At 67.7% G+C, this 21,225-nt stretch carries 20 protein-coding genes; 10 read left to right on the top strand and 10 right to left on the bottom strand.

Annotation, left to right across the window (positions count from 1 at the left end):
* The first annotated feature begins 15 nt into the window (after positions 1-15).
* The 4 genes from ACQ5DX_RS04505 to ACQ5DX_RS04490 all read left to right on the top strand — a co-directional run bounded on the left by ACQ5DX_RS04505 (position 16) and on the right by ACQ5DX_RS04490 (position 3,811).
* Positions 16-207 (top strand): hypothetical protein, encoded by a 192-nt coding sequence (locus ACQ5DX_RS04505; protein WP_430331480.1) that lies wholly within the window; start codon positions 16-18, stop codon positions 205-207.
* A 353-nt stretch (positions 208-560) separates the two neighbouring features.
* Positions 561-1,628 (top strand): alpha/beta hydrolase, encoded by a 1,068-nt coding sequence (locus ACQ5DX_RS04500; protein ID WP_430331479.1) that lies wholly within the window; start codon positions 561-563, stop codon positions 1,626-1,628.
* A gap of 29 nt (positions 1,629-1,657) precedes the next feature.
* Positions 1,658-2,689 (top strand): alpha/beta hydrolase, encoded by a 1,032-nt coding sequence (locus ACQ5DX_RS04495; protein WP_430331478.1) that lies wholly within the window; start codon positions 1,658-1,660, stop codon positions 2,687-2,689.
* Between the two features lie 981 nt (positions 2,690-3,670).
* Positions 3,671-3,811, top strand: a complete 141-nt coding sequence (locus ACQ5DX_RS04490; RefSeq protein ID WP_430331477.1) for a hypothetical protein — start codon at positions 3,671-3,673, stop codon at positions 3,809-3,811.
* A gap of 90 nt (positions 3,812-3,901) precedes the next feature.
* Here ACQ5DX_RS04490 and ACQ5DX_RS04485 read toward each other — a convergent pair whose 3' ends face one another.
* Genes ACQ5DX_RS04485 through mca form a run of 3 tightly spaced genes read right to left on the bottom strand, consistent with a single transcriptional unit; the run spans position 3,902 to position 7,126 of the window.
* Entirely contained in the window at positions 3,902-5,917 is a 2,016-nt protein-coding gene (locus tag ACQ5DX_RS04485) for a thioredoxin domain-containing protein (RefSeq protein WP_430331476.1), read from the bottom strand.
* Between the two features lie 10 nt (positions 5,918-5,927).
* Positions 5,928-6,248, bottom strand: a complete 321-nt coding sequence (locus ACQ5DX_RS04480) for a hypothetical protein (protein ID WP_430331475.1) — start codon at positions 6,246-6,248, stop codon at positions 5,928-5,930.
* Between the two features lie 2 nt (positions 6,249-6,250).
* Positions 6,251-7,126 (bottom strand): mycothiol conjugate amidase Mca, encoded by an 876-nt coding sequence (gene mca / locus ACQ5DX_RS04475; RefSeq protein ID WP_430331474.1) that lies wholly within the window; start codon positions 7,124-7,126, stop codon positions 6,251-6,253.
* Positions 7,127-7,331: 205 nt separating this feature from the next.
* Here mca and ACQ5DX_RS04470 point away from each other — a divergent pair, with 205 nt between their 5' ends.
* Both ACQ5DX_RS04470 and greA read left to right on the top strand, forming a co-directional pair.
* Positions 7,332-7,757, top strand: coding sequence for a DUF4307 domain-containing protein (locus tag ACQ5DX_RS04470; protein ID WP_430331473.1), 426 nt, complete (start codon positions 7,332-7,334; stop codon positions 7,755-7,757).
* A gap of 245 nt (positions 7,758-8,002) precedes the next feature.
* Complete coding sequence (gene greA, locus ACQ5DX_RS04465) at positions 8,003-8,497, top strand: transcription elongation factor GreA (protein WP_430331472.1); 495 nt, start codon at positions 8,003-8,005, stop codon at positions 8,495-8,497.
* A gap of 75 nt (positions 8,498-8,572) precedes the next feature.
* Here the strand turns inward: greA and ACQ5DX_RS04460 are convergent, their stop codons facing one another.
* The 4 genes from ACQ5DX_RS04460 to ACQ5DX_RS04445 form a co-directional block, all read right to left on the bottom strand.
* The gene (locus ACQ5DX_RS04460) at positions 8,573-9,934 is read right to left on the bottom strand and encodes an NlpC/P60 family protein (protein ID WP_430331471.1); all 1,362 of its coding nucleotides are present in this window, start codon (positions 9,932-9,934) and stop codon (positions 8,573-8,575) included.
* A gap of 162 nt (positions 9,935-10,096) precedes the next feature.
* Positions 10,097-11,251: a cystathionine gamma-synthase gene (locus tag ACQ5DX_RS04455; RefSeq protein WP_430331470.1), complete on the bottom strand. Its 1,155-nt coding sequence runs from the start codon at positions 11,249-11,251 to the stop codon at positions 10,097-10,099.
* A 39-nt stretch (positions 11,252-11,290) separates the two neighbouring features.
* Positions 11,291-11,857, bottom strand: coding sequence for a hypothetical protein (locus tag ACQ5DX_RS04450; RefSeq protein WP_430331469.1), 567 nt, complete (start codon positions 11,855-11,857; stop codon positions 11,291-11,293).
* A 78-nt stretch (positions 11,858-11,935) separates the two neighbouring features.
* Positions 11,936-13,318: a cystathionine beta-synthase gene (locus tag ACQ5DX_RS04445; RefSeq protein ID WP_430331468.1), complete on the bottom strand. Its 1,383-nt coding sequence runs from the start codon at positions 13,316-13,318 to the stop codon at positions 11,936-11,938.
* 317 nt (positions 13,319-13,635) lie between these two features.
* On the opposite strand from ACQ5DX_RS04445, the gene ACQ5DX_RS04440 reads away from it, so the two are divergent.
* The gene (locus ACQ5DX_RS04440) at positions 13,636-14,853 is read left to right on the top strand and encodes an acetyl-CoA C-acetyltransferase (RefSeq protein ID WP_430331467.1); all 1,218 of its coding nucleotides are present in this window, start codon (positions 13,636-13,638) and stop codon (positions 14,851-14,853) included.
* A 978-nt stretch (positions 14,854-15,831) separates the two neighbouring features.
* Here the strand turns inward: ACQ5DX_RS04440 and ACQ5DX_RS04435 are convergent.
* On the bottom strand, positions 15,832-16,677 hold the full coding sequence (locus ACQ5DX_RS04435) for a Bax inhibitor-1/YccA family protein (protein WP_430331466.1): 846 nt from the start codon (positions 16,675-16,677) through the stop codon (positions 15,832-15,834).
* Positions 16,678-16,918: 241 nt separating this feature from the next.
* On the opposite strand from ACQ5DX_RS04435, the gene ACQ5DX_RS04430 reads away from it, so the two are divergent.
* A complete protein-coding gene (locus tag ACQ5DX_RS04430; RefSeq protein WP_430331465.1) occupies positions 16,919-17,257 on the top strand; it encodes a hypothetical protein in 339 nt (112 codons plus the stop codon).
* 8 nt (positions 17,258-17,265) lie between these two features.
* Here ACQ5DX_RS04430 and ACQ5DX_RS04425 read toward each other — a convergent pair whose 3' ends face one another.
* Positions 17,266-18,399 (bottom strand): class I SAM-dependent methyltransferase, encoded by a 1,134-nt coding sequence (locus ACQ5DX_RS04425; RefSeq protein WP_430331464.1) that lies wholly within the window; start codon positions 18,397-18,399, stop codon positions 17,266-17,268.
* On the opposite strand from ACQ5DX_RS04425, the gene ACQ5DX_RS04420 reads away from it, so the two are divergent.
* Positions 18,398-19,294 carry a hypothetical protein gene (locus tag ACQ5DX_RS04420; protein ID WP_430331463.1) on the top strand — a complete coding sequence of 299 codons (897 nt, stop codon included), beginning with the start codon at positions 18,398-18,400 and terminating at the stop codon, positions 19,292-19,294. The genes ACQ5DX_RS04425 and ACQ5DX_RS04420 overlap by 2 nt on opposite strands.
* A gap of 63 nt (positions 19,295-19,357) precedes the next feature.
* Positions 19,358-20,155 (top strand): SDR family NAD(P)-dependent oxidoreductase, encoded by a 798-nt coding sequence (locus ACQ5DX_RS04415; protein ID WP_430331462.1) that lies wholly within the window; start codon positions 19,358-19,360, stop codon positions 20,153-20,155.
* 3 nt (positions 20,156-20,158) lie between these two features.
* Here ACQ5DX_RS04415 and ACQ5DX_RS04410 read toward each other — a convergent pair whose 3' ends face one another.
* A complete protein-coding gene (locus ACQ5DX_RS04410) occupies positions 20,159-21,214 on the bottom strand; it encodes an alpha/beta fold hydrolase (protein WP_430331461.1) in 1,056 nt (351 codons plus the stop codon).
* Positions 21,215-21,225: the final 11 nt, after the last annotated feature.

Genomic DNA, 21,225 nt, shown 5'->3' with positions numbered 1-21,225 from the left:
CTTCAGGAGGCAAACATGGGTTCTCTCCAGCCACTTCTGGGCGCGCTGCTCCAGGGCGGATTCGGCTCGCTGGGTGCCGACGGTCTGCTCGGTGCATTCATCGGCTCGGCGCAGGACTCCGTCCAGGGCGCCCTCGCCTCGGCGGGCGAGCTGGTCAACATCGGCTTCGGCTCGATCGACAGCTTCTCCGCCGCTCCGCCGAAGTAACTACCCGGCAGCAGCCTGACCTACCAGGCGATACCGGCCGCAGCGGGCAGGACCGAGTGATCTCGGTTCGCCGTGTACCAGGGTCGGCGATCGCACCAACTCGCCATACCTAAGGAGAATCATGGGATCCGTCTACGAAGCTCTCGGCGTCGTCGCCGGCAGCGCTGGCCCGGCGATCACCAAGGTCGTGAACTCGCTGTTCGCCCTGAGCGGTGCCACGAACCCGATGGAAAAGGGCTAATTCCACGCACTGGTTGCCATAGAGCACCGGATCGGGGCCCGCGCCTTCCGCGCGGGTCCCGATTACGTGTGTTCAACCCATGTTTCACAGTCTTTCGCAGGGGAAACGATCGATGAACAACGTCAAGAGCATGCGGCGACTGCGCACGATGTGCGTCGTCCTCGCTGCGGCAACACTTCCGCTCGTCGGCGGAATCCCTGCGGCAGCGGAGATTCCCGGGTCACCGGATACCACCGCGGTCGACGGCACGTCCGGCGCGCGGCTGGTCAGTTCCACACCGGGCGCCGGCCAGCGGGTCGATATCGAGGTGTACTCGCCGTCGATGCAGCGCAACATTCCCCTGCAGGTGCTCCGTCCGAAGGACACCAGCACTCCCGCACCGACGTTCTACCTGCTGAACGGTGCCGGTGGCGGTGAGGACGGCGCCGCGTGGGACCTCCAGACGGATGTCGGAGAGTTCTTCGCGGACAAGCACGTCAACGTCGTCACGCCCATGGAAGGCGCATTCAGTTACTACACCGACTGGCGCAATCCCGACCCCGGGCTGGCCGCTACCAGCGGCAACAACGGCATCAACAAGTGGACCACGTTCCTGACGCAGGAACTGCCGCCGGTCATCGACGCCGCCTTCGACACGACGGGCGTCAACGCCATCGCCGCGATCTCCATGACCGGCACGTCGGTCCTCGACCTCGCGATCCAGGCACCCGACCTCTACAAGAGCGTCGGCTCGTACAGCGGATGCGCGATCACGAGCCAGACGCCCGGACGCCAGTTCGTCAGGCTCGTCGTGGGACTCGGCGACGGCAACGTCGACAACATGTGGGGACCGCAGGACGACCCCGAGTGGATCGCGCGCGATCCGTACGTGAACGCCGACAAGCTCCCCCGGATCCCCATGTACATCTCCACGGCCAGCGGGCTCCCCGGTCCGCACGACAACATGGACAACCCCCGAATCGAGGGTAAGTTCGCGACATTGGCGAGCCAGGTCGTCGTCGGCGGCATCATCGAGGCATCCACGCAGTACTGCACGGACCAGCTCTCGAAGAAGACCCGCGCACTGGGCATGGACAACATCGTCTACAACTTCCGTCCGACCGGTACCCATTCGTGGGGGTACTGGCAGGACGATCTGCACGAGTCCTGGCCGATGATCGCGCAGTCGCTGGGCATCTGATCGGATCTGAGCAGAGGGATCGAAGAAGCATGCAGCAGAGAACGACCCGTGCCGTCGTCGCGGGAATCCTCGCGGCGGGGCTGCTGGTGGGCCTCCCCGCCGTCGCGAACGCCGATTTCGACCCGGAGGTCGGGACCGTCGTCCCGGACTACGTGGAGGTCGCGGCAGACGCGCAGCCGGCGATCACCAGCGTCACCGCGGTCGACGACCGCGTCCTGCTGCTACAGGTGGCGTCGCCGGCAATGCGCCGCGAGGTCCCCGTGAACGTGATTCTCCCGGCCGATCGCAGCGAGCCACGCGGAGTTCTCTACCTGCTCGACGGCAATTCCGGGCAGGTGGACAACACCAATTGGCTCGCCCCGGCCAAGGGCAACGCGCGGGAGTTCTTCGCGGACAAGAACGTCAACGTCGTGCTGCCGGTGGGCGGCACCGGCAGCCTCTACCAGGACTGGGCGCAGGACCATCCCAAATTCGGTCGCACCCAGTGGGAGACGTTCCTGTCCAAGGAATTGCCTCCACTGATCGATGCCCGCTTCGATACCAGCGGGCGCAACGTCATCGGCGGAATCTCGTCCGGGGCCCAGGGTGCCGTGATGCTCGCGGCCCGCGACCCGGAACTGTACGACGGCGCCGTGGGCTACAGCGGCTGCTATCTGACCGAGGGGCCGGGCGGACAGATCCTGACCGACCTGATCGTCATGAACGGCCTGGCCACCTCCGACATGATGTGGGGCCCGCAGGGCGACGACGCCTGGCGTGACCACGATCTGTTCCGCAACGCTTCCCGCCTCGCCGGCAAGAAGGTCTACCTGTCGTCGGGGACCGGACTGCCCGGCCCGCACGAATCCCTCGACCAGCCCGATATCGCCAACACCGTCGTGGTGGGCGGGCTCCTCGAAGCGGGTTCGAACCTGTGCACCGACCAACTGGCACAGGCGCTTCGGAATGCGGGAGCCGACGTCACCCGGAGCGCGCAGCCCGTCGGCGTCCACGCGTGGAGCTACTGGCGGGACGAAATCGGGCGGTCGTGGCCGACGATCGAGTCCGCACTCGACCGATAGCCGCATCAAACGACAACGATTCGATTCCCGAAGAATCGCACATAATCGACCCGGAATTGCTAGCGTCGCCGTTACGGGAATTCACCCGTGACCGAGACAACGCGCTTGCGGGACTGAGCAGTTGATCGAAATACTCCCGCACCGCGTTCGGAAGCAGGGAGGAATCATGGGATCTGTCGGGGAGATCTTCGAGAACGTGCAGTCAGCCGAGCTGGCCGGCGACACTGTACGGACCATATTCACCTGGCTGGGCGGGGTTCTCACCAGCAGCGGCACCACCTGATATGGATCTTCGCGCCGACCACTGTGCGGCGCAAGGAGATCCGTTCGACTCGAACAGCAGTGCCGCAGGCCTGCACGATCAGGAGGAAGCACAATGGGTTCGCTCGCAGATCTGATCCACATTCCCGTCATGAGCATCGACTCACTCGGCGTCGGAATTCTCCAGTCCTTCAGGAATCTCATCGACTACACCACCTTGGCGCTGAGCTGAGGGGTTGGCAGGCCACCGTGTTCGGTGGCCTGAGCTGCGGGAAGGATCCGCAGGTATCGACTACGAACCCTTCCCGCAGCTCACGCCCGATTTGAACAACTGAACAGTTTTGTTCGTTTCGCCTCCGTGACCTCCGCGGGCTTGCTATCGTCGCTCCGGTCGCGGGGATCACCCCTGCGATCAGACGAAGGCGCTTGTCCTGCAACCGTTTTGCAGGCTAACTACGCCAAAGGCATTCACGAAGGAGAGTTTCATGAGCTCGATCGAGGACATCTTCAAGGGCATCTTCGCCGACACCGGATCGCTGGACGCGGTCAAGGACCTGTTCGGCACGATCAGCGGCTCGGTCTCGAGCATCTTCAACAGCTGAGAAGCTGACGTGAACCGCGAGCGCTACTGAGCGCCGGCGCGGTTCCTTCGCTCCTTGGGAGCATCCCCATCACTTGCAGGGCCGGACAATCGGCCCTGCCGCATCTCGGAGGTACACCATGGGCTCGATCATCGACGCCATCCGCATCCCGGTCGGCAGCGCCGACGACGTCATCACCGGCTTCATCAACTCGATCAACACCACGATCGCGGGACTCGGCAAGGTCGCCGGCGACGTCCTCAGCTTCATCGGCTCCTAGTCCGACCGAAGGATTCCCGGACAGGAATCGCCGGAAGGGCCGTGCGGCTTTGCCGCACGGCCCTTTTCGCGTCAGTCCGTGTCCACCGTCTCAGTCCGCATTGACCAACTCACGCAGCGCGTCGACCTCGGTCACCGGCCGGTCGCACACGAATCCCCGGCACACGTAGGCCGTCGGAGTGCCGTCGATCTGCGGCCTGTCGGCGAGTAGCGGCGTCGAATCGGCCGGGCCCGCAACCACTACAGCACCACCAGGAGCGAGACGTCGCGCCTGTCTGGATAATTCGGACGATTCGGTCTCCGATACCGCAATCTGAACAGGACCGCGGACCGCTGCCTCCGCGACCGCGAGCCAATGCCCGGCCGACCGCGGCGCCCTTTGCAGCACCACCGACGCGCGCGCCAGCGAATCCGCCGCGACCTGCGCGTACTTCCCCGAACGGTCCGCGTCCACCAGCGCCGACGCAGTCAGCAGCGCTTCGGTGATCGTCGACGCCCCCGAAGGGGTCGCGCCGTCGAGCGGGTCCCGCGGACGCGTCACGAGCGTCTCGGCGTCGTCGGCGGTGTCGAACCAGCTACCGGGCTCGTCGGGATCGGCGAAGCGGGCGATCGCGATATCCAGCAATCCGGTTGCGGCGTCCAGCCACTCTGCCTCGCCGGTGACCTGGTGCAGTGTTAGCAGGCCCGTTGCGAGCGCCCCGTAGTCCTCCAGGATTCCCGCCGGCTCCCCGACCACACCGGCGAGCGATGCGCGCCGCAAGCGACCGTCCTCCACGTGTGTGGTCAGGAGGACACGGGCGCACTCCGCTGCCGCCCAGACCCATTCCGGCCGGTCGAGGGTGGCACCGGCCTCGGCGAGCGCGGTGATCGCGAGCCCGTTCCATGCGGTGATCACCTTGTCGTCGCGGGCGGGCTGTGGCCGGCGACTGCGCGCCGCGAACAGGCGCGAACCCACGTCGGCCAGGCGGACGTCGTCGGACGGATCCTCGAGTAGCTGCAGCACGGAGGTTCCGCGTTCGAACGTCCCCTCCGCCGTCACCCCGAACGTCTCCGCCGCCCACGTTCCCTCGTCCGCGCCGAGCACCTCGATCAACTGCGCGGGGGTCCACGAATACGTCAGACCTTCCTCACCGTCGGTGTCGGCGTCAAGCGCCGAGGCGAAGGCACCCGCACTGGTGCGCAGGTCTCGCAGCAGGAACTCGGCAGTCTCCTCGGCAACCCGGCGCGCGAGGGACGAGTCGGTGCGTCGGGCGAGATGCGCGTAGCAGCGGAGCAGTAGCGCGTTGTCGTAGAGCATCTTCTCGAAGTGCGGCACCACCCACTCGGCGTCCACCGAGTACCGCGCGAAGCCGCCCCCGAGCTGGTCGTAGATTCCGCCGCGAGCCATCGCGTCGGCGGTGCGCTCGACCGCGCGCAGCACCGGCTCGGCCCCCGAGCGTTCGTACGAGCGCAGCAGCCCCTCGAGCAGCATCGACGGCGGGAACTTCGGTGCGCCTCCGAATCCGCCGTTCGCGCGGTCCTCGTCCCGCAGCACGCTGGACACGGCGCCCGACAGCAAGGGCACATCGACGGGTGGCCCACCGACCGGCAACGCACCGCTGCTGCGCCGCAGTTCCGCCACCACGGAGGCGGCCGCGTTGTCGACGTCACCGCGCCGCGTGCGCCATGTGTCGGTGACCGCGTGGAGCAGCTGAGTGAACGACGGCATCCCGCCCCGCGGCTGCGTCGGGTAGTAGGTGCCGCAGTAGAACGGGGCGCCGTCCGCAGTGAGGAAACACGTCATCGGCCAGCCGCCCTGGCCGGTCATCGCGACGGTCGCGTTCATGTAGACGGCGTCCAGGTCGGGGCGCTCCTCGCGGTCGACCTTGATGCACACGAAGTTCTCGTTCATCACGGCCGCGGTCGCCGGATCCTCGAACGACTCGTGGGCCATCACGTGACACCAGTGACACGCCGCGTACCCGATCGACAACAGGATCGGGACGTTGCGCTCACGGGCCCACGCCAACGCCTCCGGACCCCACTGATGCCAGTGGACCGGGTTGTCTGCGTGCTGCCGCAGGTACGGGCTGGTCGCGCCGCCCAGGGTGTTCCTCTCGAGCGACACGACTCTCCTCCTAGCTCGCCGGTTTCGCGGGCGGGTCCTGGTCGGCCTGCGAGCCCCCGGCCGGCTTCTCCGGCTCGGTGACCTCGACGACCGCCGCCCCCCGGTCGGTGCCCTCGTCCGCGGCCTGGTCAGCCTCCGGATGCTCCGGCTGGAACGTGTCCGGCAGCTTCCGCAGCTGCTTGTTCATCGAACGGATCAACAGGACAGTGCCGGCCAACAGCGCCACGACGAGCACCAGGCCGAGCGGGGACGCCTTACCGAACTCCGGGCCCGACGGGTTGCTGGGAGTGCTCGTTCCCTGCGCGAGAAGATCCCACGCCAACGTCGTCATCACTACTTCTCATCCTCCGAAATGCCCGCGAAGAGGTCGTCCTCCGGGATCGCCGTGTGTACCCGGGTCTTGGCCAGCTCGAACTCCTCGGTCGGCCAGATCTTCTGCTGGATGTCCAGCGGAACCGCGAAGAACGAGCCGTTCGGGTCGATCTGCGTCGCGTGGGCGCGCAGCGCGTCGTCCCGCTGCGGGAAATAGTCACCGCACTGGATCTGCGTCGTCACGCGTGCCATCAGGTCGCCCTGCTCGGTCTTCCACTTGGCAAGCCACTCGGCCATGGGGAACTCCTCCCCGCGGCGCTCGTACTCCTCCTTGAACTGGACCAGGCGCTTCCGGATGAAGCCGTGCGTGTAGTAGACCTTCTGGACTTCCCACGGCTCGCCGGCGTCGGGGAACTGCGTGGGATCCGCGGCCGCGTCGTACGCAGCCATCGACACCTCGTGGCACTTGATGTGGTCGGGATGCGGGTAGCCGCCGTTCTCGTCGTACGTGAGGATCACGTGCGGACGGAACTCGCGGATCACCTTCACCAGCGCCTCGGTCGGCACCTCCAGCGGCTCGAGCGCGAAGCACCCCTCCGGCAGCGGCGGCTTGGGATCGCCCTCCGGTAGGCCCGAGTCGACGAACCCGAGCCACGTCTGCTGCACACCGAGGATGCGGGCCGCCTCGGCCATCTCCTCGCGGCGCACCTCCGGCATCCGATCCCGGATGCCCGGGACATCCATCGCGGGGTTCAGGATGTCGCCGCGCTCGCCGCCCGTCAGGGTCACCACGAGCACCTCGTTGCCCTCGGCGGCATAGCGGGCCATCGTCCCGGCGCCCTTGCTCGACTCATCGTCGGGATGGGCATGAACGGCCATGAGTCGGAATCCGCTCACGTGTGTCTTCACCTCAGCTTCGCCTGTCACCGTCGTGGCGTGTCACCTGCAGTGGTCGACCGCTACCGCGCACGGCGTGCCGTCGTCCTTCCCCTATAGTTCCACCTGACACATACGACCGTCTGTCGTACCCCCGATACCCGGGGTGTACACCGATCCGGACGGCCCCACGGAGCACCTCCACAACCGGCTCGAGAGCGAAGTGATGAGCAGTACACCTCCCACCGACCGCTACGGGTCCGCGCCGCGGACTGCCCGACCGAAGAACTGGGGCAAGTGGGCTCTGACGGCCATCGTGATCCTCGCCGGCATCGGAATCGCCTACATCGGCTACACCAAGTTCGTCGTCAAGGACGTCGACGGCAAACAGGTCGCGTTCGACATCGTCGACGACCGGACGATGAACGTTCAGATCACCGTGACGCGCGAGGACCCCTCCGAGCCTGCGGTGTGCATCATCCGCACTCGCTCGAAGGACGGCTCCGAGACCGGACGCCGTGAGGTGTACATCGCGCCGTCCGAGTCGAAGACCGTCGAAGTCACCGCACCCGTCCATGCCTCCCAGCCACCCGCTATGGGCGATCTGTACGGATGCAGCATGGACGTTCCGGACTATCTTCACGCGGGCTGACGTTCCGACCGGCCGGTCTTCGTTGGGCCCGGTCGAAAAGCCCCTCCGTGCTAAAATCGGTTGATACACGGTTCCACTCGGAGCCGTGTATTGCTGCATTGACGGCAGGACGAGTCTGCTCACGAAGTGGGCTACCGGGGGATAACCGCCACGGACAAGAGCGGCCTGCCCGTTGGTCGCTGCTGTTCGCAGCGATCTGCCGAGGGAGTCCACTAGGGACTTCGACAACAAGGGAGTGATCGACAATGACCGAGACCCAGGTGACCTGGCTTACTCAGGAGTCTCACGACAGGCTCAAGGCTGAGCTCGACCAGCTCATCGCCAATCGTCCGGTCATTGCCGCCGAGATCAACGAGCGTCGCGAAGAGGGCGACCTGAAGGAGAACGGCGGCTACCACGCTGCTCGCGAGGAGCAGGGCCAGCAGGAGGCGCGCATCCGCCAGCTGCAGGAGCTGCTGAACAGTGCCAAGGTCGGCGAGGCCCCGACGCAGTCCGGCGTCGCGCTGCCCGGCTCGGTCGTCAAGGTCTACTACGACGGCGACGAGACCGACACCGAGACCTTCCTCATCGCCACCCGCGAAGAGGGCGCCCGCAACGACAAGCTCGAGGTCTACTCGCCGGGCTCCCCGCTGGGCGGCGCGCTGATCGACGCCAAGGTCGGCGAGACCCGCGAGTACACCCTCCCCAACGGCAGCCTGATGAAGGTCACCCTCGTCAGCGCGGAGCCGTACCACGGCTGATACAGCCGCTCACACGACGGAACCCCGGCTCGGGCAAGCGCCCGGACCGGGGTTCTCGCGTTTCGAACGGGTCCCTCAGAGCACCCGGCGCGCCTTCATGTCCGCGAACACCGGGCCGATCTTGACGACATCGCCCGTCTGCGGGGCGTGAACCATGAGGCCGTTGCCCATGTAAATGCCGACGTGGCCGGGTCCACCCGCCTGCCAGTTACCGAACACCAGGTCGCCAGGTTGTGCCGCAGCCATCGGGATCTCGGTGCCGACACCCCACTGCGTCTCCGACGTACGCGGCAGGACGACCTTGCCGCCGGTGGCCGCGAACACCGCCGCCGACGTCAGACCCGAGCAGTCGAAGCCGCCCATCGTGGGCCCGGTGATATTGCCGCCGCCCCACACATACGGCAGGCCGAGGTAACGCATCGCGAGCTGGACGGCGGCCCCACCGATTCCCGTGGTGGGCAGATTGATGTCGAGGTTGAAGTTCGTGAACGGCGACAGCAGCTGCTCGAACTGCGCCTCCGACCCGCGGATCTTCTGCACGTACGGGCCGCTCTGGTCGGCGGCGTCGTCGATTCCGGTCGGGATGCCACCGGCCTTGCGGATCGCCCGGGGGCCGGCGTTGAAGGCGGCGAGGGCGAGGTCGAGCGTGTCCCCCTGGACCAGTCCTTCCTGCTTCCAGGCGTCCACCTGCGCGTAGTTGTCGCACAGCATGTGCCCGGCGGCCATGACGGAGTCGGCCACACCGAGGATGTCGGCGGTGCCGTCACCGTCGGCGTCCTTGCCGTACTTGGCCCACTCGCTGGGCATGAACTTGGCCGGACCGCGTCCACCGGCCAGTGAGACCGGCGCGCTGGGGCCGTACCGGAAGTCGTTCTCCACGGAGAACAGCGCGGCGAGCGTGGGCGCCTTGACGCCGTCGCAGATCTCGCCGGCCTTGCGCAGCCACGGTGCGAACACCGCGATCGAACCGACCTGCCCCAGAGCGGTACTCGAGGGAAGCACCGCGGGAAGTGCGGGGAGAGCGAAGGAACCGACCCCCGGAAGGTCGACCGTCGGTGCCGCGACCGGCGCCGGCGCGCGGAACGCGGCCGGGGGCGCCGCGGGCGCGGGCATTTCCGGCGCGGGCGGAGCCGGTTCGGTGGTCGACGGCTGGGCGGGCGCCTCCGTCGTCGCAGGGGACGCAGGCGGGGCGGCCGGCGCCTGAAGTGCGGGAATGGCCTTCGCGAGATCCGAAGCCGCCTGCTGCCGCATCTCCGGCGGGAGCAGCGCGATGATGCTGTTCACGGGCTCCACCAACTGCGGCGCGGGCGGCGGGGCGGGCTGCTCTATGGGTGGAGCCACTGGAGCCGGGTCGGGTGCCGCGTTGGCGACTCCCGGAAATGCCGCACCTGCTGCTGCAGTAACAGCCACGACGATGGCTGCAGGCTCCCATGACATACACCGCTCCTGGGGTCGCGCTTGTTCCGAGGACTCACCGTAACGGGCAAACCGACTGGCGCGTGCGAGATTCAGGAAACCCTCAGCCTTTCGCACGCTCGCCGTCGCCGGGCGTTCACCCACGGCGACGGCGAGCGTGCAAAACGCCAGTTCAGCGACCGGTCAGCCGAGCGCCTGCTCGATGTCGGCGAGCAGGTCGGCGGCGTCCTCAATGCCGACCGACAGACGCACCAGATCGTCCGGAACCTCGAGCGCCGAGCCGGCGGTCGAAGCGTGCGTCATCGCACCCGGATGCTCGATGAGCGACTCGACGCCGCCGAGAGACTCGGCGAGCGTGAAGATCTTTGTGCGCGAGCAGAAGTCGAGCGCGGCCTGCTTACCGCCCTGCAGCCGCACCGAGACCATGCCACCGAAACGGCGCATCTGCTTGGCCGCGACCGCGTGGCCCGGATGCGATTCGAGGCCCGGGTAGATGACCTGGGAGATCGCCGAATGGCCGGAGAGCAGGTCGACGATCTTCTCGGCGTTGTCGCTGTGGCGCTCCATGCGCAGCGCGAGGGTCTTGATGCCGCGCGTCGTGAGGAACGCATCGAACGGACCGGGCACCGCGCCGGCACCGTTCTGCAGGAACGCGAACTTGGCGTCGAGCTCCGCATCGTTCGTGACGAGCGCGCCGCCCACGACGTCCGAGTGACCGCCGATGTACTTCGTCGTCGAGTGCAGCGCGATGTCGGCACCCAACGTCAGCGGCTGCTGCAGGTACGGCGAAGCAAAAGTGTTGTCCACCACCAGTTTCGCGTTCGCCGCATGCGCCACCTCGGCGATGGCGGCGATGTCACCGATGTTGAGCAGCGGGTTGGTCGGCGTCTCGACCCACACCAGCTTGGTGTTGGGGCGGATCGCGGCGCGGACCGCGTCGACGTCGGACACCGCGGCCGGGGTGTACTCGATCCCCCACTGCGTGAAGACCTTGTCGATGAGCCGGAACGTGCCGCCGTAGGCGTCGTTCGGGATCACCAGGTGGTCGCCCGGACGCAGCACCGACCGCAGCACGCAGTCCGTCGCCGCCATGCCCGACCCGAATGCCCTCCCGAACGTGCCCGATTCGAGCGCGGCCAGGTTCGCCTCGAGCGGACGGCGGGTCGGGTTGCCGGTGCGCGCGTACTCGAAGCCGCCACGCATCCCGCCAACCCCGTCCTGCGCGAACGTCGAACTGGCGTAGATCGGCACGTTGACCGCGCCGGTCTGCGGGTCCGGCTCGTACCCGGCGTGGATGGCCCTCGTGGAAAACCCTGCGGAGAATCCCTGCTCACTCATGGCGTTCAGCCTAGCGACCGGGCTCGGCCACCTGTCGTGTCAACCCGCAATCCCCGACCCGATCGCCACCAGCGTGTCGACGACCTGCTCCCGCGGCAGGCTGAATCCGCCCGCCGTCAGCACCGCCACCTGGGCTCCCGGCATCGCGAGCGCCAGGGAGCCGTCGCCGAGCGGCGCGGAAATGTAGCCGCCCAGGCGCGTCGCGGCCGGGGAGTCGATCACCTGTCCGGGCTTGGACTCCGTCAGGTATTCGCGGGTCCGCGCCAGTTGGTCGACGTTCTGGTCCAACGGCATGATCGATACCGCGAACTCGTGGCCGCCGGTCTTCCCCTTCTCGACGAAGAAGCACATCGTCGCGTTGCCGGCTCCCGGCGACGCCGGTGTCGGGTCCAAGCGGAAGCCGCTCACCACGCCGGTCACGGTCGATTCGATCCCCTCGCACGTCGGCAGCGCGGCCGGAACGACGCCCGACTTCGACGACGCACTCGGCGACGCCGGACCGCTCTGCGCCTGCGGTGCCCCCGAAACCGAATCCGCACACGCCGACCCTGTGATCACCACCGCGGCAAGACATGCGACCGCGCCCACACTTCTCCCCCGCTGCATGGCGGAGAGCCTAACCGAGGGCCCGAAACGACGAATTCCCGGCGGGTGTCCGCCGGGAATTCGTCAGGGTTCGAGCAATCAGGCTCCGGCGCTGAGGAACCCGAGCAGGTCGTGACGGGTGATGACGCCGACCGGCTTGCCGTCGGCGACGACCATCAGCGCGTCCGTGTCGCCCAGCGCCTTCGTGGCGGCCGACGCCGGTTCGTTCGCACCGATCAGTGGGAACGGCTTACCCATGTGCTTCTCGACCGGGTCGGCGAGAGCCGCACGCCCCTCGAACACCGCGCTGAGCAGGTCCCGCTCGGACACGCTGCCCGCGACTTCACCGGCCATGACCGGGGGCTCCGCACCGACGACCGGCATCTGCGAGACGCCGTACTCGCGGAGGATCTCGATCGCGTCGCGCAGCGTCTCACCCGGATGCGTGTGGACCAGGTCGGGCAGCTCACCCGACTTGCCGCGCAATACGTCGCCGACGGTCGGCTCGGTGGTGTCCCCGTCGAGCGGGGTGCGCAGGAAGCCGTACGACGCCATCCACTCGTCGTTGAAGATCTTCGACAGGTAGCCGCGGCCACCGTCGGGCAGCAGCACGACGACGACGGCGTCGGGGTCGCGCTCGGCGACCTCGAGCGCTGCGACGACGGCCATGCCGCACGAACCGCCGACCAGCAGGCCCTCCTCGCGGGCAAGGCGTCGGGTCATCTCGAACGAGTCGGCGTCGGAGACCGCGATGATCTCGTCGGGCACGGCGGGGTCGTACGCGCTGGGCCAGAAGTCCTCGCCGACGCCCTCGACGAGGTACGGCCGTCCGGTGCCGCCCGAGTACACCGAGCCCTCCGGGTCGGCGCCGATGACCTTGACCTTGCCGCCCGAGACCTCCTTGAGGTACCGGCCCGTGCCGGTGATGGTGCCGCCGGTGCCGACGCCGGCGACGAAGTGCGTCACCTTGCCCTCGGTGTCGCGCCAGATCTCGGGACCGGTGGTCTCGTAGTGGCTGTCGGGTCCGCCCGGGTTGGAGTACTGGTTGGGCTTCCACGCGCCGGGGATCTCACGGACCAGGCGATCGGAGACGCTGTAGTAGCTGTCCGGGTGATCGGGTGCGACCGCCGTCGGGCAGACGACCACCTCGGCGCCGTACGCGCGGAGCACGTTGCGCTTGTCCTCGCTGACCTTGTCGGGGCAGACGAACACGCACTTGTAGCCGCGCTTCTGCGCGACCAGTGCCAGACCGACGCCGGTGTTGCCCGACGTGGGTTCGACGATGGTGCCGCCCGGCTTCAGCTCGCCGGACGCCTCGGCGGCGTCGATCATCTTGACCGCGATGCGGTCCTTGGAGCTGCCGCCCGGATTGAGGTACTCGACCTTGGCCGCGACCAGCCCGGAGCCGGGGCCGACCACGGAGGACAGCTTGACCAGGGGGGTGTTGCCGATGAGGTCGACGACATGATCCGCGATGCGCATGACCCCATGTTTCCAGATCTGAATCGGACACGCCCACCCGCTCCGCGAGACACGACCGCGATCCTGTCGCTCGAGCTCCGTCGTGGGCGTGCGCAGGACACCGGGAAGACTCTCGCTGAGTGGGACGGGTGTTCGTCACTCTGCACCCCGGAACACGTTGCAGTAATGTAGAAGTTTCCCCTGGTCGCGAACCGTTCACCGGCGCGAAACCGGCTTCCGGATGATCTTCCGGGCCCCGGGGAGAGACGGCCGCGTGGAGATACCGACGTGGCAACGTAAGTTCTTGATCGAAGAGACCAATTCGAGAAGGAGTTTCCATGCCTGAGGCAGTCATTGTCTCCGTTGCCCGCTCGCCGATCGGCCGTGCCGTGAAGGGCTCGCTGGCAAGCATGCGCCCCGACGATCTGGCTGCCCAGATGGTCGCCGCCGCGATCGCCAAGGTTCCCGAGCTCGATCCCGCCGAGATCGACGACCTGATGCTGGGCTGCGGTCTGCCCGGCGGCAAGGCCGGCTTCAACATGGGTCGCATCGTCGCCATCAAGCTGGGCTACGACACCCTCCCCGGCACCACGATCACCCGCTACTGCTCGTCGTCGTTGCAGACCACCCGCATGGCGCTGCACGCGATCAAGGCCGGCGAGGGCGATGTCTTCATCTCCGCCGGTGTCGAGTCGGTGTCGAGCTTCGCGGCCGGCAACTCGGACTCGCTGCCCGACACGAAGAACCCGTTCTTCGCCGACGCCATGGAGCGCACCGCCGTTGCCGCCCAGGGTGGCGTGCAGTGGAGCGATCCCCGTGAGAACGGCATCGCCCCCGACGCGTACATCGCGATGGGCCAGACCGCCGAGAACGTCGCACAGATCACCGGCATCACCCGCGAGGACCAGGACCGCTGGGGCGTCCGCTCGCAGAACCGCGCGGAGGAGGCCATCAAGGCCGGCTTCTTCGAGCGCGAGATCACCCCGGTCACCCTGGCCGACGGCACCGTCGTCTCCACGGACGACGGCCCGCGTGCCGGCGTCACCTACGAGGCCGTCAGCCAGCTGAAGCCGGTCTTCCGTCCCGACGGCACCATCAACGCTGGCAACTGCTGCCCGCTCAACGACGGTGCTGCCGCGCTGGTCATCATGAGCGACACCAAGGCCAAGGAGCTGGGCCTGACCCCGCTGGCCCGCGTCGTCTCGACCGGTGTCTCCGGCCTGTCCCCCGAGATCATGGGCCTGGGCCCGATCGAGGCCACCAAGAAGGCCCTCGCGCTCGCCGGCAAGTCGATCAGCGACATCGACCTGTTCGAGATCAACGAGGCCTTCGCGGTGCAGGTGCTGGGCTCGGCCCGCGCGCTGAACATCGACGAGGACAAGCTGAACGTCTCCGGTGGCTCCATCGCCGTCGGCCACCCGTTCGGCATGACCGGCGCCCGCATCACCGCGACGCTGCTCAACAACCTGCAGACCCACGACAAGCAGTTCGGCGTCGAGACCATGTGTGTCGGCGGCGGCCAGGGCATGGCGATGGTGCTCGAGCGCCTGAGCTGATCCTCTGACGTCCGCGAACGGGCGGTTTTCCGACAGGCCACTCGGCCGACGGTCAGAAAACCGCCCGTTCGTCGTCAGATCGGCGCTCCCGCAGCTCGGAGCGCGTCACGGACACGGGCGACCAGCACCCATGGCCGGTCGTAAAGCAGTTCCGCGCCGACCCTGATCACTGTCCATCCACCGGCTTCGAGTCGCGCCTGCCCGCTCGATGTTCTTTGCACGCTGCGCCCGGTTCCAATGATCAGCCCCGTCGTACTCCACCAGCACCCACCACTCGGGCCAGCCGAGGTCCGCCCGCGCAAAAACTCCGCACCACCGTCGACGTGGTCGAGAATCGACCGGAGCCGAGCCACGCCACGCATGCCGGCATAGCGGTCTGCCAGCGACGAGACGTCCGCAACCTTCAAGCTCGGTCGCATTAGAGAGCGCGTCGACGGCCACGATCGCCGGCCCCCGGGGAAGACGGCGCCCGAGGTCGAAGGCAGCGCGGGCAGGAGTTGCCACCCGAACCCCGTTCGCGACACGGAACTCGTCCGACTCGACCCGGCAGTTGTGTACCAGCATCCTGGGTGGTGCTCGCCAATGGCCGGAGCGGATCACTTCTGCCGGTTCGTGCGCTCCGATTCCACTTCGTTCCGTACAGCGCGGCCGCAGAGAAGCCGGTCAGGATCGCATCCGGTCCAGCAAACAACGCCGCCGCCCTCGCGCGCGTTCCAGCCGTGAGCTCGACGCGCTTGCTCACGTAGACGCCGCGGTAGACCCGCACGAAGCCGCGATAAAGCTGGTGATCGGTCAACATTCCGGAAACCGCTGACCGCAGAAACGGTTCGTCGTAATCCCCCACGCGAACAGCATGGCCGCCCGCGCCACACCGACCTTGTTCGCGAGAGCAGCTATCCACAACGACGAACGGGCGGTTATCTGAACGTCGGCCGAGTGGCCCGTCAGATAACCGCCCGTTCGTGAGGCGTCCTGAGACTAGTCGTTGTTGAGGTAACTCAGCAGGCGCAGGATCTCGACGTACAGCCACACCAGGGTGACGGTCAGGCCGAGGGCGACACCCCATGCGGCCTTCTCCGGCGCCTGCGCGCGGATCAGTTCGTCGGCGGCGTCGAAGTCGAGCAGGAAGCTGAACGCGGCGAGCGCGATGCACACCAGGCTGAAGATGATCGCCATGGTGCCGCCGTCGCGCAGGCCGAAACCGCCGTCGGTGAAGAAGCTGGCGACCAGGTTGCCGATCATCAGGACCATGACGCCGATGAGGCCGCCGATGATCATGCGGGTCAGGCGCGGCGTGACGCGGATGGCGCCGGTCTTGTAGACGACGAGCATGCCGAAGAACACGCCGAACGTGCCGAGCACGGCCTGGCCGATCAGGACGGATGCGTCGACGCCCTGAATCTGAAACGTCATCAGGAACGACAGCGCGCCGAGGAACACACCCTCACACGCCGCGTAGGCGAGCACGATCGCCGGATTGTCCATCTTCCGGCCGAACGACGCGACCATCACCAGGACGAAGCCGACGAGGCCGCCGACGATGACGAACGGGGCCGCGAGCGACGGATTGTCGTTCGTCAGGAAGAACGAGATGATCGCCGAGATCGTCAGCACGCCGAGGGTGATGGCGGTCTTGGTGACGACGTCGTCGATCGTCATGGCCCGCTGCGGCGTCCGGTACTGCTCGGGCGCCGGATACTGCTGGCCGTATCCGTATTCCTGAGCAACCTGCGCGGCACCCGTCTGCGCAGATCCGAAGGTGGCGTAGCCCCCACCTTCTTGCTTGGGCAGGTTCTTGAACACCGGGTTGCTGGTGGTGCGCACCGTGCACATCCCTTCTCATGGTCGTCTGTCGTGCCCGGTGGGGCCCGAGTCGGCCGGGTCGCCCGGCGTCGTTGTCCGTAGAACGTCCGGCACCGCGGGGAGAGTTCCCGACTTCGCACAGAGTTGGACATTTCGGACTGTACCGGGCGCACCGCGGCAATCGCTATACGAGGATCCGACCAAACGGTATCGCGCACCCGGACAATCCAGCAGGAAATCGCAATCCGACAGACAATGAGGCATGGGAATCGAAGACGGATCCGGCGAGACACTGAATGTGAGCGAGAGCCTCGATTCTGACGAGGTTCGCAACGCGGACGGCGACGACGTCGTCGATGCGCCCGACGAGTGGAGCGAGGCCGACCGGTTCGGCACCACGCTGCGCGAGGCCGAGCAGGGCGAAAGCCTCGACCAGCGACTCGCCGAGGAGGAACCGGACGTCCCGCCGTTCGGTGAGGAACGCGAGGACGACGACGAACTCCAGGGCGCGGAGATCGTCGACGGCGTGATCATCGAGGATGTCGGACTGCACCGCGGCCAGGTCGACGGCGACGCAGCCGGCGGTGGGCCGGCGCAGTAGCGACGGCGTTACAGCGCGCGGACGGACCGCGTGACGGTGAACTTCGCGCTGCGACCGACCACCTCGGTGGGCCCGACGGCGCGCTTCAGCGCAGCCTTGTACCCGAGGTGGGAGTTGTAGACCGTCCACAGTTCCCCGCCGGGGCGCAGCACGCGGCCGGCGGCGTCGAACATCTTCCCCGCACCGCCGGTGTGTACCGCCGCCCCGACGTGGAACGGCGGGTTGCACAGGATCAGGTCGACGCTCGCGTCGGGCAGGGATGCGATGGCGTCGTCACGCAGCGCCCGCACCCGGTCGTCGACCCCGTTGGCCCGCGCCGTCGCCGCGGCGGACGCGACGGCGGCGGCGGACTGGTCGCTCGCCGTCACGGACACCGCGGGTTGGGCCTTCGCCAGGCTCACCGCGAGAATGCCCGTCCCGCACCCGAGATCGACGGCGGTGTCGGCGTCGCGCATGCGAGGCAGGAACTCGAGCAGGAACCGCGTCCCGATGTCGAGCTTGGGTCCGGCGAACACGGCGCCGTGCGCGACGACGTCGAGGCCGAGTTCGTCGAGGTGTTCGGTGACGGGGAAACGTGATGTCGCGGCGGGCGGCCGGGGCGTGTCGGCGACCAGCACGCGCGACTTCTGCCGTCCCAGCGTCGCCCGGACGTTCGCGAAGGACCGCCGCAGGACGTCGTTCATCGCCGGGGTGATGTGCTTGTTCCGGCCACCCGCGTACACGACGACGTCGGGGGCGGCGTACCGCGCGATCGTGTCGGCAATCTCGTCGAGTTCGTCGAGGCTGCGCGGCAACTGCATCAGCACGACGCGCGCCCCGGCGAGCAGATCCTCCCCCAGCTCGCACGCACGGTAGCGACCGGCCAGGCCGACGGTCTCGGCGTTGTTCGCCAGCGCCCGTTCACCGGTGATCGGATCCTGGTGTACCCGAATGTTGTTCGCACCGAATCGGACTGCCGCACCGAGGGTGAGCGCGCCGTAGTGGTCCCCGATCACCGCCACCGCGCCGTCCGGCGCGGCAGCGAGGGCGTCGGCCGCCTCGTCGAGGATCAGCCGATCGGCCGCGTCGACGGCGAACAGGTTGGGCGCCTCGACATCGGGAAAGCGCCGCAGGTGGCTGAACAGGTCTTCGACGGAGAGCATGATGTCAAGTGTCCTCGACGCTCGCGCCGATGTCCGGAGCGGGGGACGCTCGCGCGAGAATCCGCTGCAGTCGAGGCCGCTGCTGCCCACCCTCGAGGGCGGCGCGTACGCGGTCGACGGAAGCGACCTCTACGTCGCCGACACCGCACTCCACCGTGCGATCAGAATTGTTCCAGGAGTTGAGGAACCGATCACGCTGCCGTTCACGGGACTCGATTCCCCGTCCGGTATCGCCGTGGAGAACGGCAACGTCTACGTCACCGACACCGGCAACGACCGCGTGCTCGCCCTCCTGGACGGCCAATCGACCCCAGTGCGGCTTCCGTTCGACGGACTCTCGCGTCCGGGAGCGATCGCGGTCGAAGGAGGCACTGTGTACGTCGCCGACACCGGGAATCACCGAATCCTCGCGCTCCGCGCCGGAGAATCTACGCCGACAGTGCTCCCCTTCGGTGAACTCGCCGTCGGTGACCAACTGGCCGTGGACGACGGCGACGTGTACACAATCGATTCGTCCGGCAATCTCCTAGTCGAACTGCCCTCCGGCGCAACGACACCGACCGTACGGCCGTTCAAGACGAACCACACGATCACCGGGCTGGACGTGGACAACGGCGACATCTACTACTCCAGGCTCGAAACGGGCTGGGTACCGATCGCTTTCGGGTCACTGACACAGCAACCTCCGACCGACGGGATCGCTCAGATCCCGGAAGGCAACACCACGGGCTGGATGCTGAATTTCAGCGGCTTCAGCGAGCCTGCCGTCCTCCACATCGACAACGGGAAGGGCTACTTGGTCGACGGAGTGCACGGGGCGGTGCCGCAGGTGCTGTCACCCTTCGCCTTCATCGAGGGGACCGGCGGCGGCAGTCTCGGATTCCCCGGAAGCTGACACGCTCGGCGCCTCGGTTGGACACACTGGAACGGGGGGGGACTTCCCGAGGAAGGGACCGCCATGGACCGTCTAGCCGAGAAGAAAGTCGTCATCACGGGCGCGGCGAGCGGTATCGGCCGGGCCGCCGCGGGCCTGATGGCCGCGGAGGGCGCCCGGGTCCTGGTCGCGGACCTGGACGCGGACGCCGCGGGTGAGGCGGCCGAACAGATCGGCCTCGAGGGTGGGCGGGCCGTGGGGATCGGCGCGAATGTGATGGACGAGAAGTCGGTGGCCGCGATGATCGACCGCGCGGTCGCCGAGTTCGGCGGCATCGACGTGCTGTGCAATCATGTCGGCGGGAGCAATCCGCGCACCGATCTGGACCTGCTGCGGATGGACCTGGCCGAGTGGGACCGCGCGATGGCGCTCAACGCGCGCAGCACCGTCGTCGCGTCGCGTCTCGCGCTGCCGCACATGATCGAGGCCGGTGGCGGCTCGATCGTCAATACCGTCTCGGTCGCCGGACTCGTCGGGGACGTACTGCAGTGCGCGTACGGGGCGTCGAAAGCCGCGGTGATCCGGTTGACCCAGTACGTGGCCACACAGTACGGCCGACACAATGTGCGCTGCAACGCGATTGCACCGGGCGCGATCATGACGGCGGCACTGCGCGACAACCTGCCCAAGGACGTCATCGACGACATCCGGCAGCACAACGCACTGGACACGATCGGCAATCCCGACGACATCGGTTGGGCGATGGTGTATCTCGCGTCGGACGAGTCGCGGTACATGAGCGGTCAGACGCTCGTCCTCGACGGCGGGCTCACCGCGCAGAGTCCGATCGCGGCGAGCCGACGAGTCCTGCTCGACGACTGAAACTCAGCCCGCCACACGCTCCCCGAGGAACGCGTCGATGTGCCGCCACGTGGTGTCCTTCGCGCCCGGCCCGGCGAGTAGACCCAGATGGCTCCCCGGTGCGGTCTCGAACCGCACCGACGGCGAGCCGGGGAGCACGTCGACGATCGCTCCTACCGAGTCGGCGGTGGCGATGACGTCACTGGTTCCGCCGACGGCGAGCACCGGAACCCGCAGCTCGGCGAGCTTGATCGTGTTGCCGCCGAGCGTGATCCGCCCTTCGCGGAGCCCGTTGCCGAGCACCAACTCCTCCGCCATCTGGTAGAACAGCCGCGCCGGGTAGCCCGGCATCTCGGCCATGAACCGGTCGATGGCCTCCATCCGGGCGAGCGTCTCGGTGTCGTGCAGGTTGCGCGCGACGAACCACGGCTTGAGCAGCTCCCGCTGCGGGGCGGTGGCCCGGTAGGCGATCTGGACCAGCGGTGCGGGCAGCCCTCCCATCAGCCGGGTCAGTTCGGTGACCGGACGGTGCCCGGTGACCCGGCCGACGCCGCGGGCGGCGGCCATCAGCGGGATCTTCGTGTAGTCGATCGGGGTGCCCAACGCGGTGACCGACGCGATCGGCAGGTCGGGGTGCGCGGCCGCCGTGAGCAGCGACAGCGTCCCGCCGAGACTCCACCCGACGACGTCGACCTCGGAGTCGTCGTGCAGTTCGCTGACCCGCCGCAACGCGCCGGGGACGATGTCGTCGACCCACTCCTCGAAGCCGAGGCGGCGGTCGGCGTAGCCCATCGTCCCGTAGTCGACGACGTACGGCGTGCGCCCCGACTCGATCAGGTGCGCAGCCAGGCTCTGGCCGGGCCTCAGGTCGTAGCAGTGCCTCGGCACGGCCAGCGGCGGGACGAGCAGTACCGGGCGTTCGCCGCCCTCGGGGCCGTAGCGGTGCAGGTCCCGGTGCAGCTCGCGATGGATCGCGGTCGACGGTGTCCGCACCGCCGGTACGACCCCGTCACCGAACGTCAGTCCCCACGCGTTGCGCAGCGAGACGTCCACCCGCGTCCACCAGTCCGATTCCCGCAAGACCCACTCCC

Origin of the sequence: Rhodococcus sp. ACT016 (assembly GCF_050477185.1) — a bacterium.
Lineage (GTDB): Bacteria > Actinomycetota > Actinomycetes > Mycobacteriales > Mycobacteriaceae > Prescottella.
This window is presented reverse-complemented; position numbering and strand designations above follow the sequence as displayed.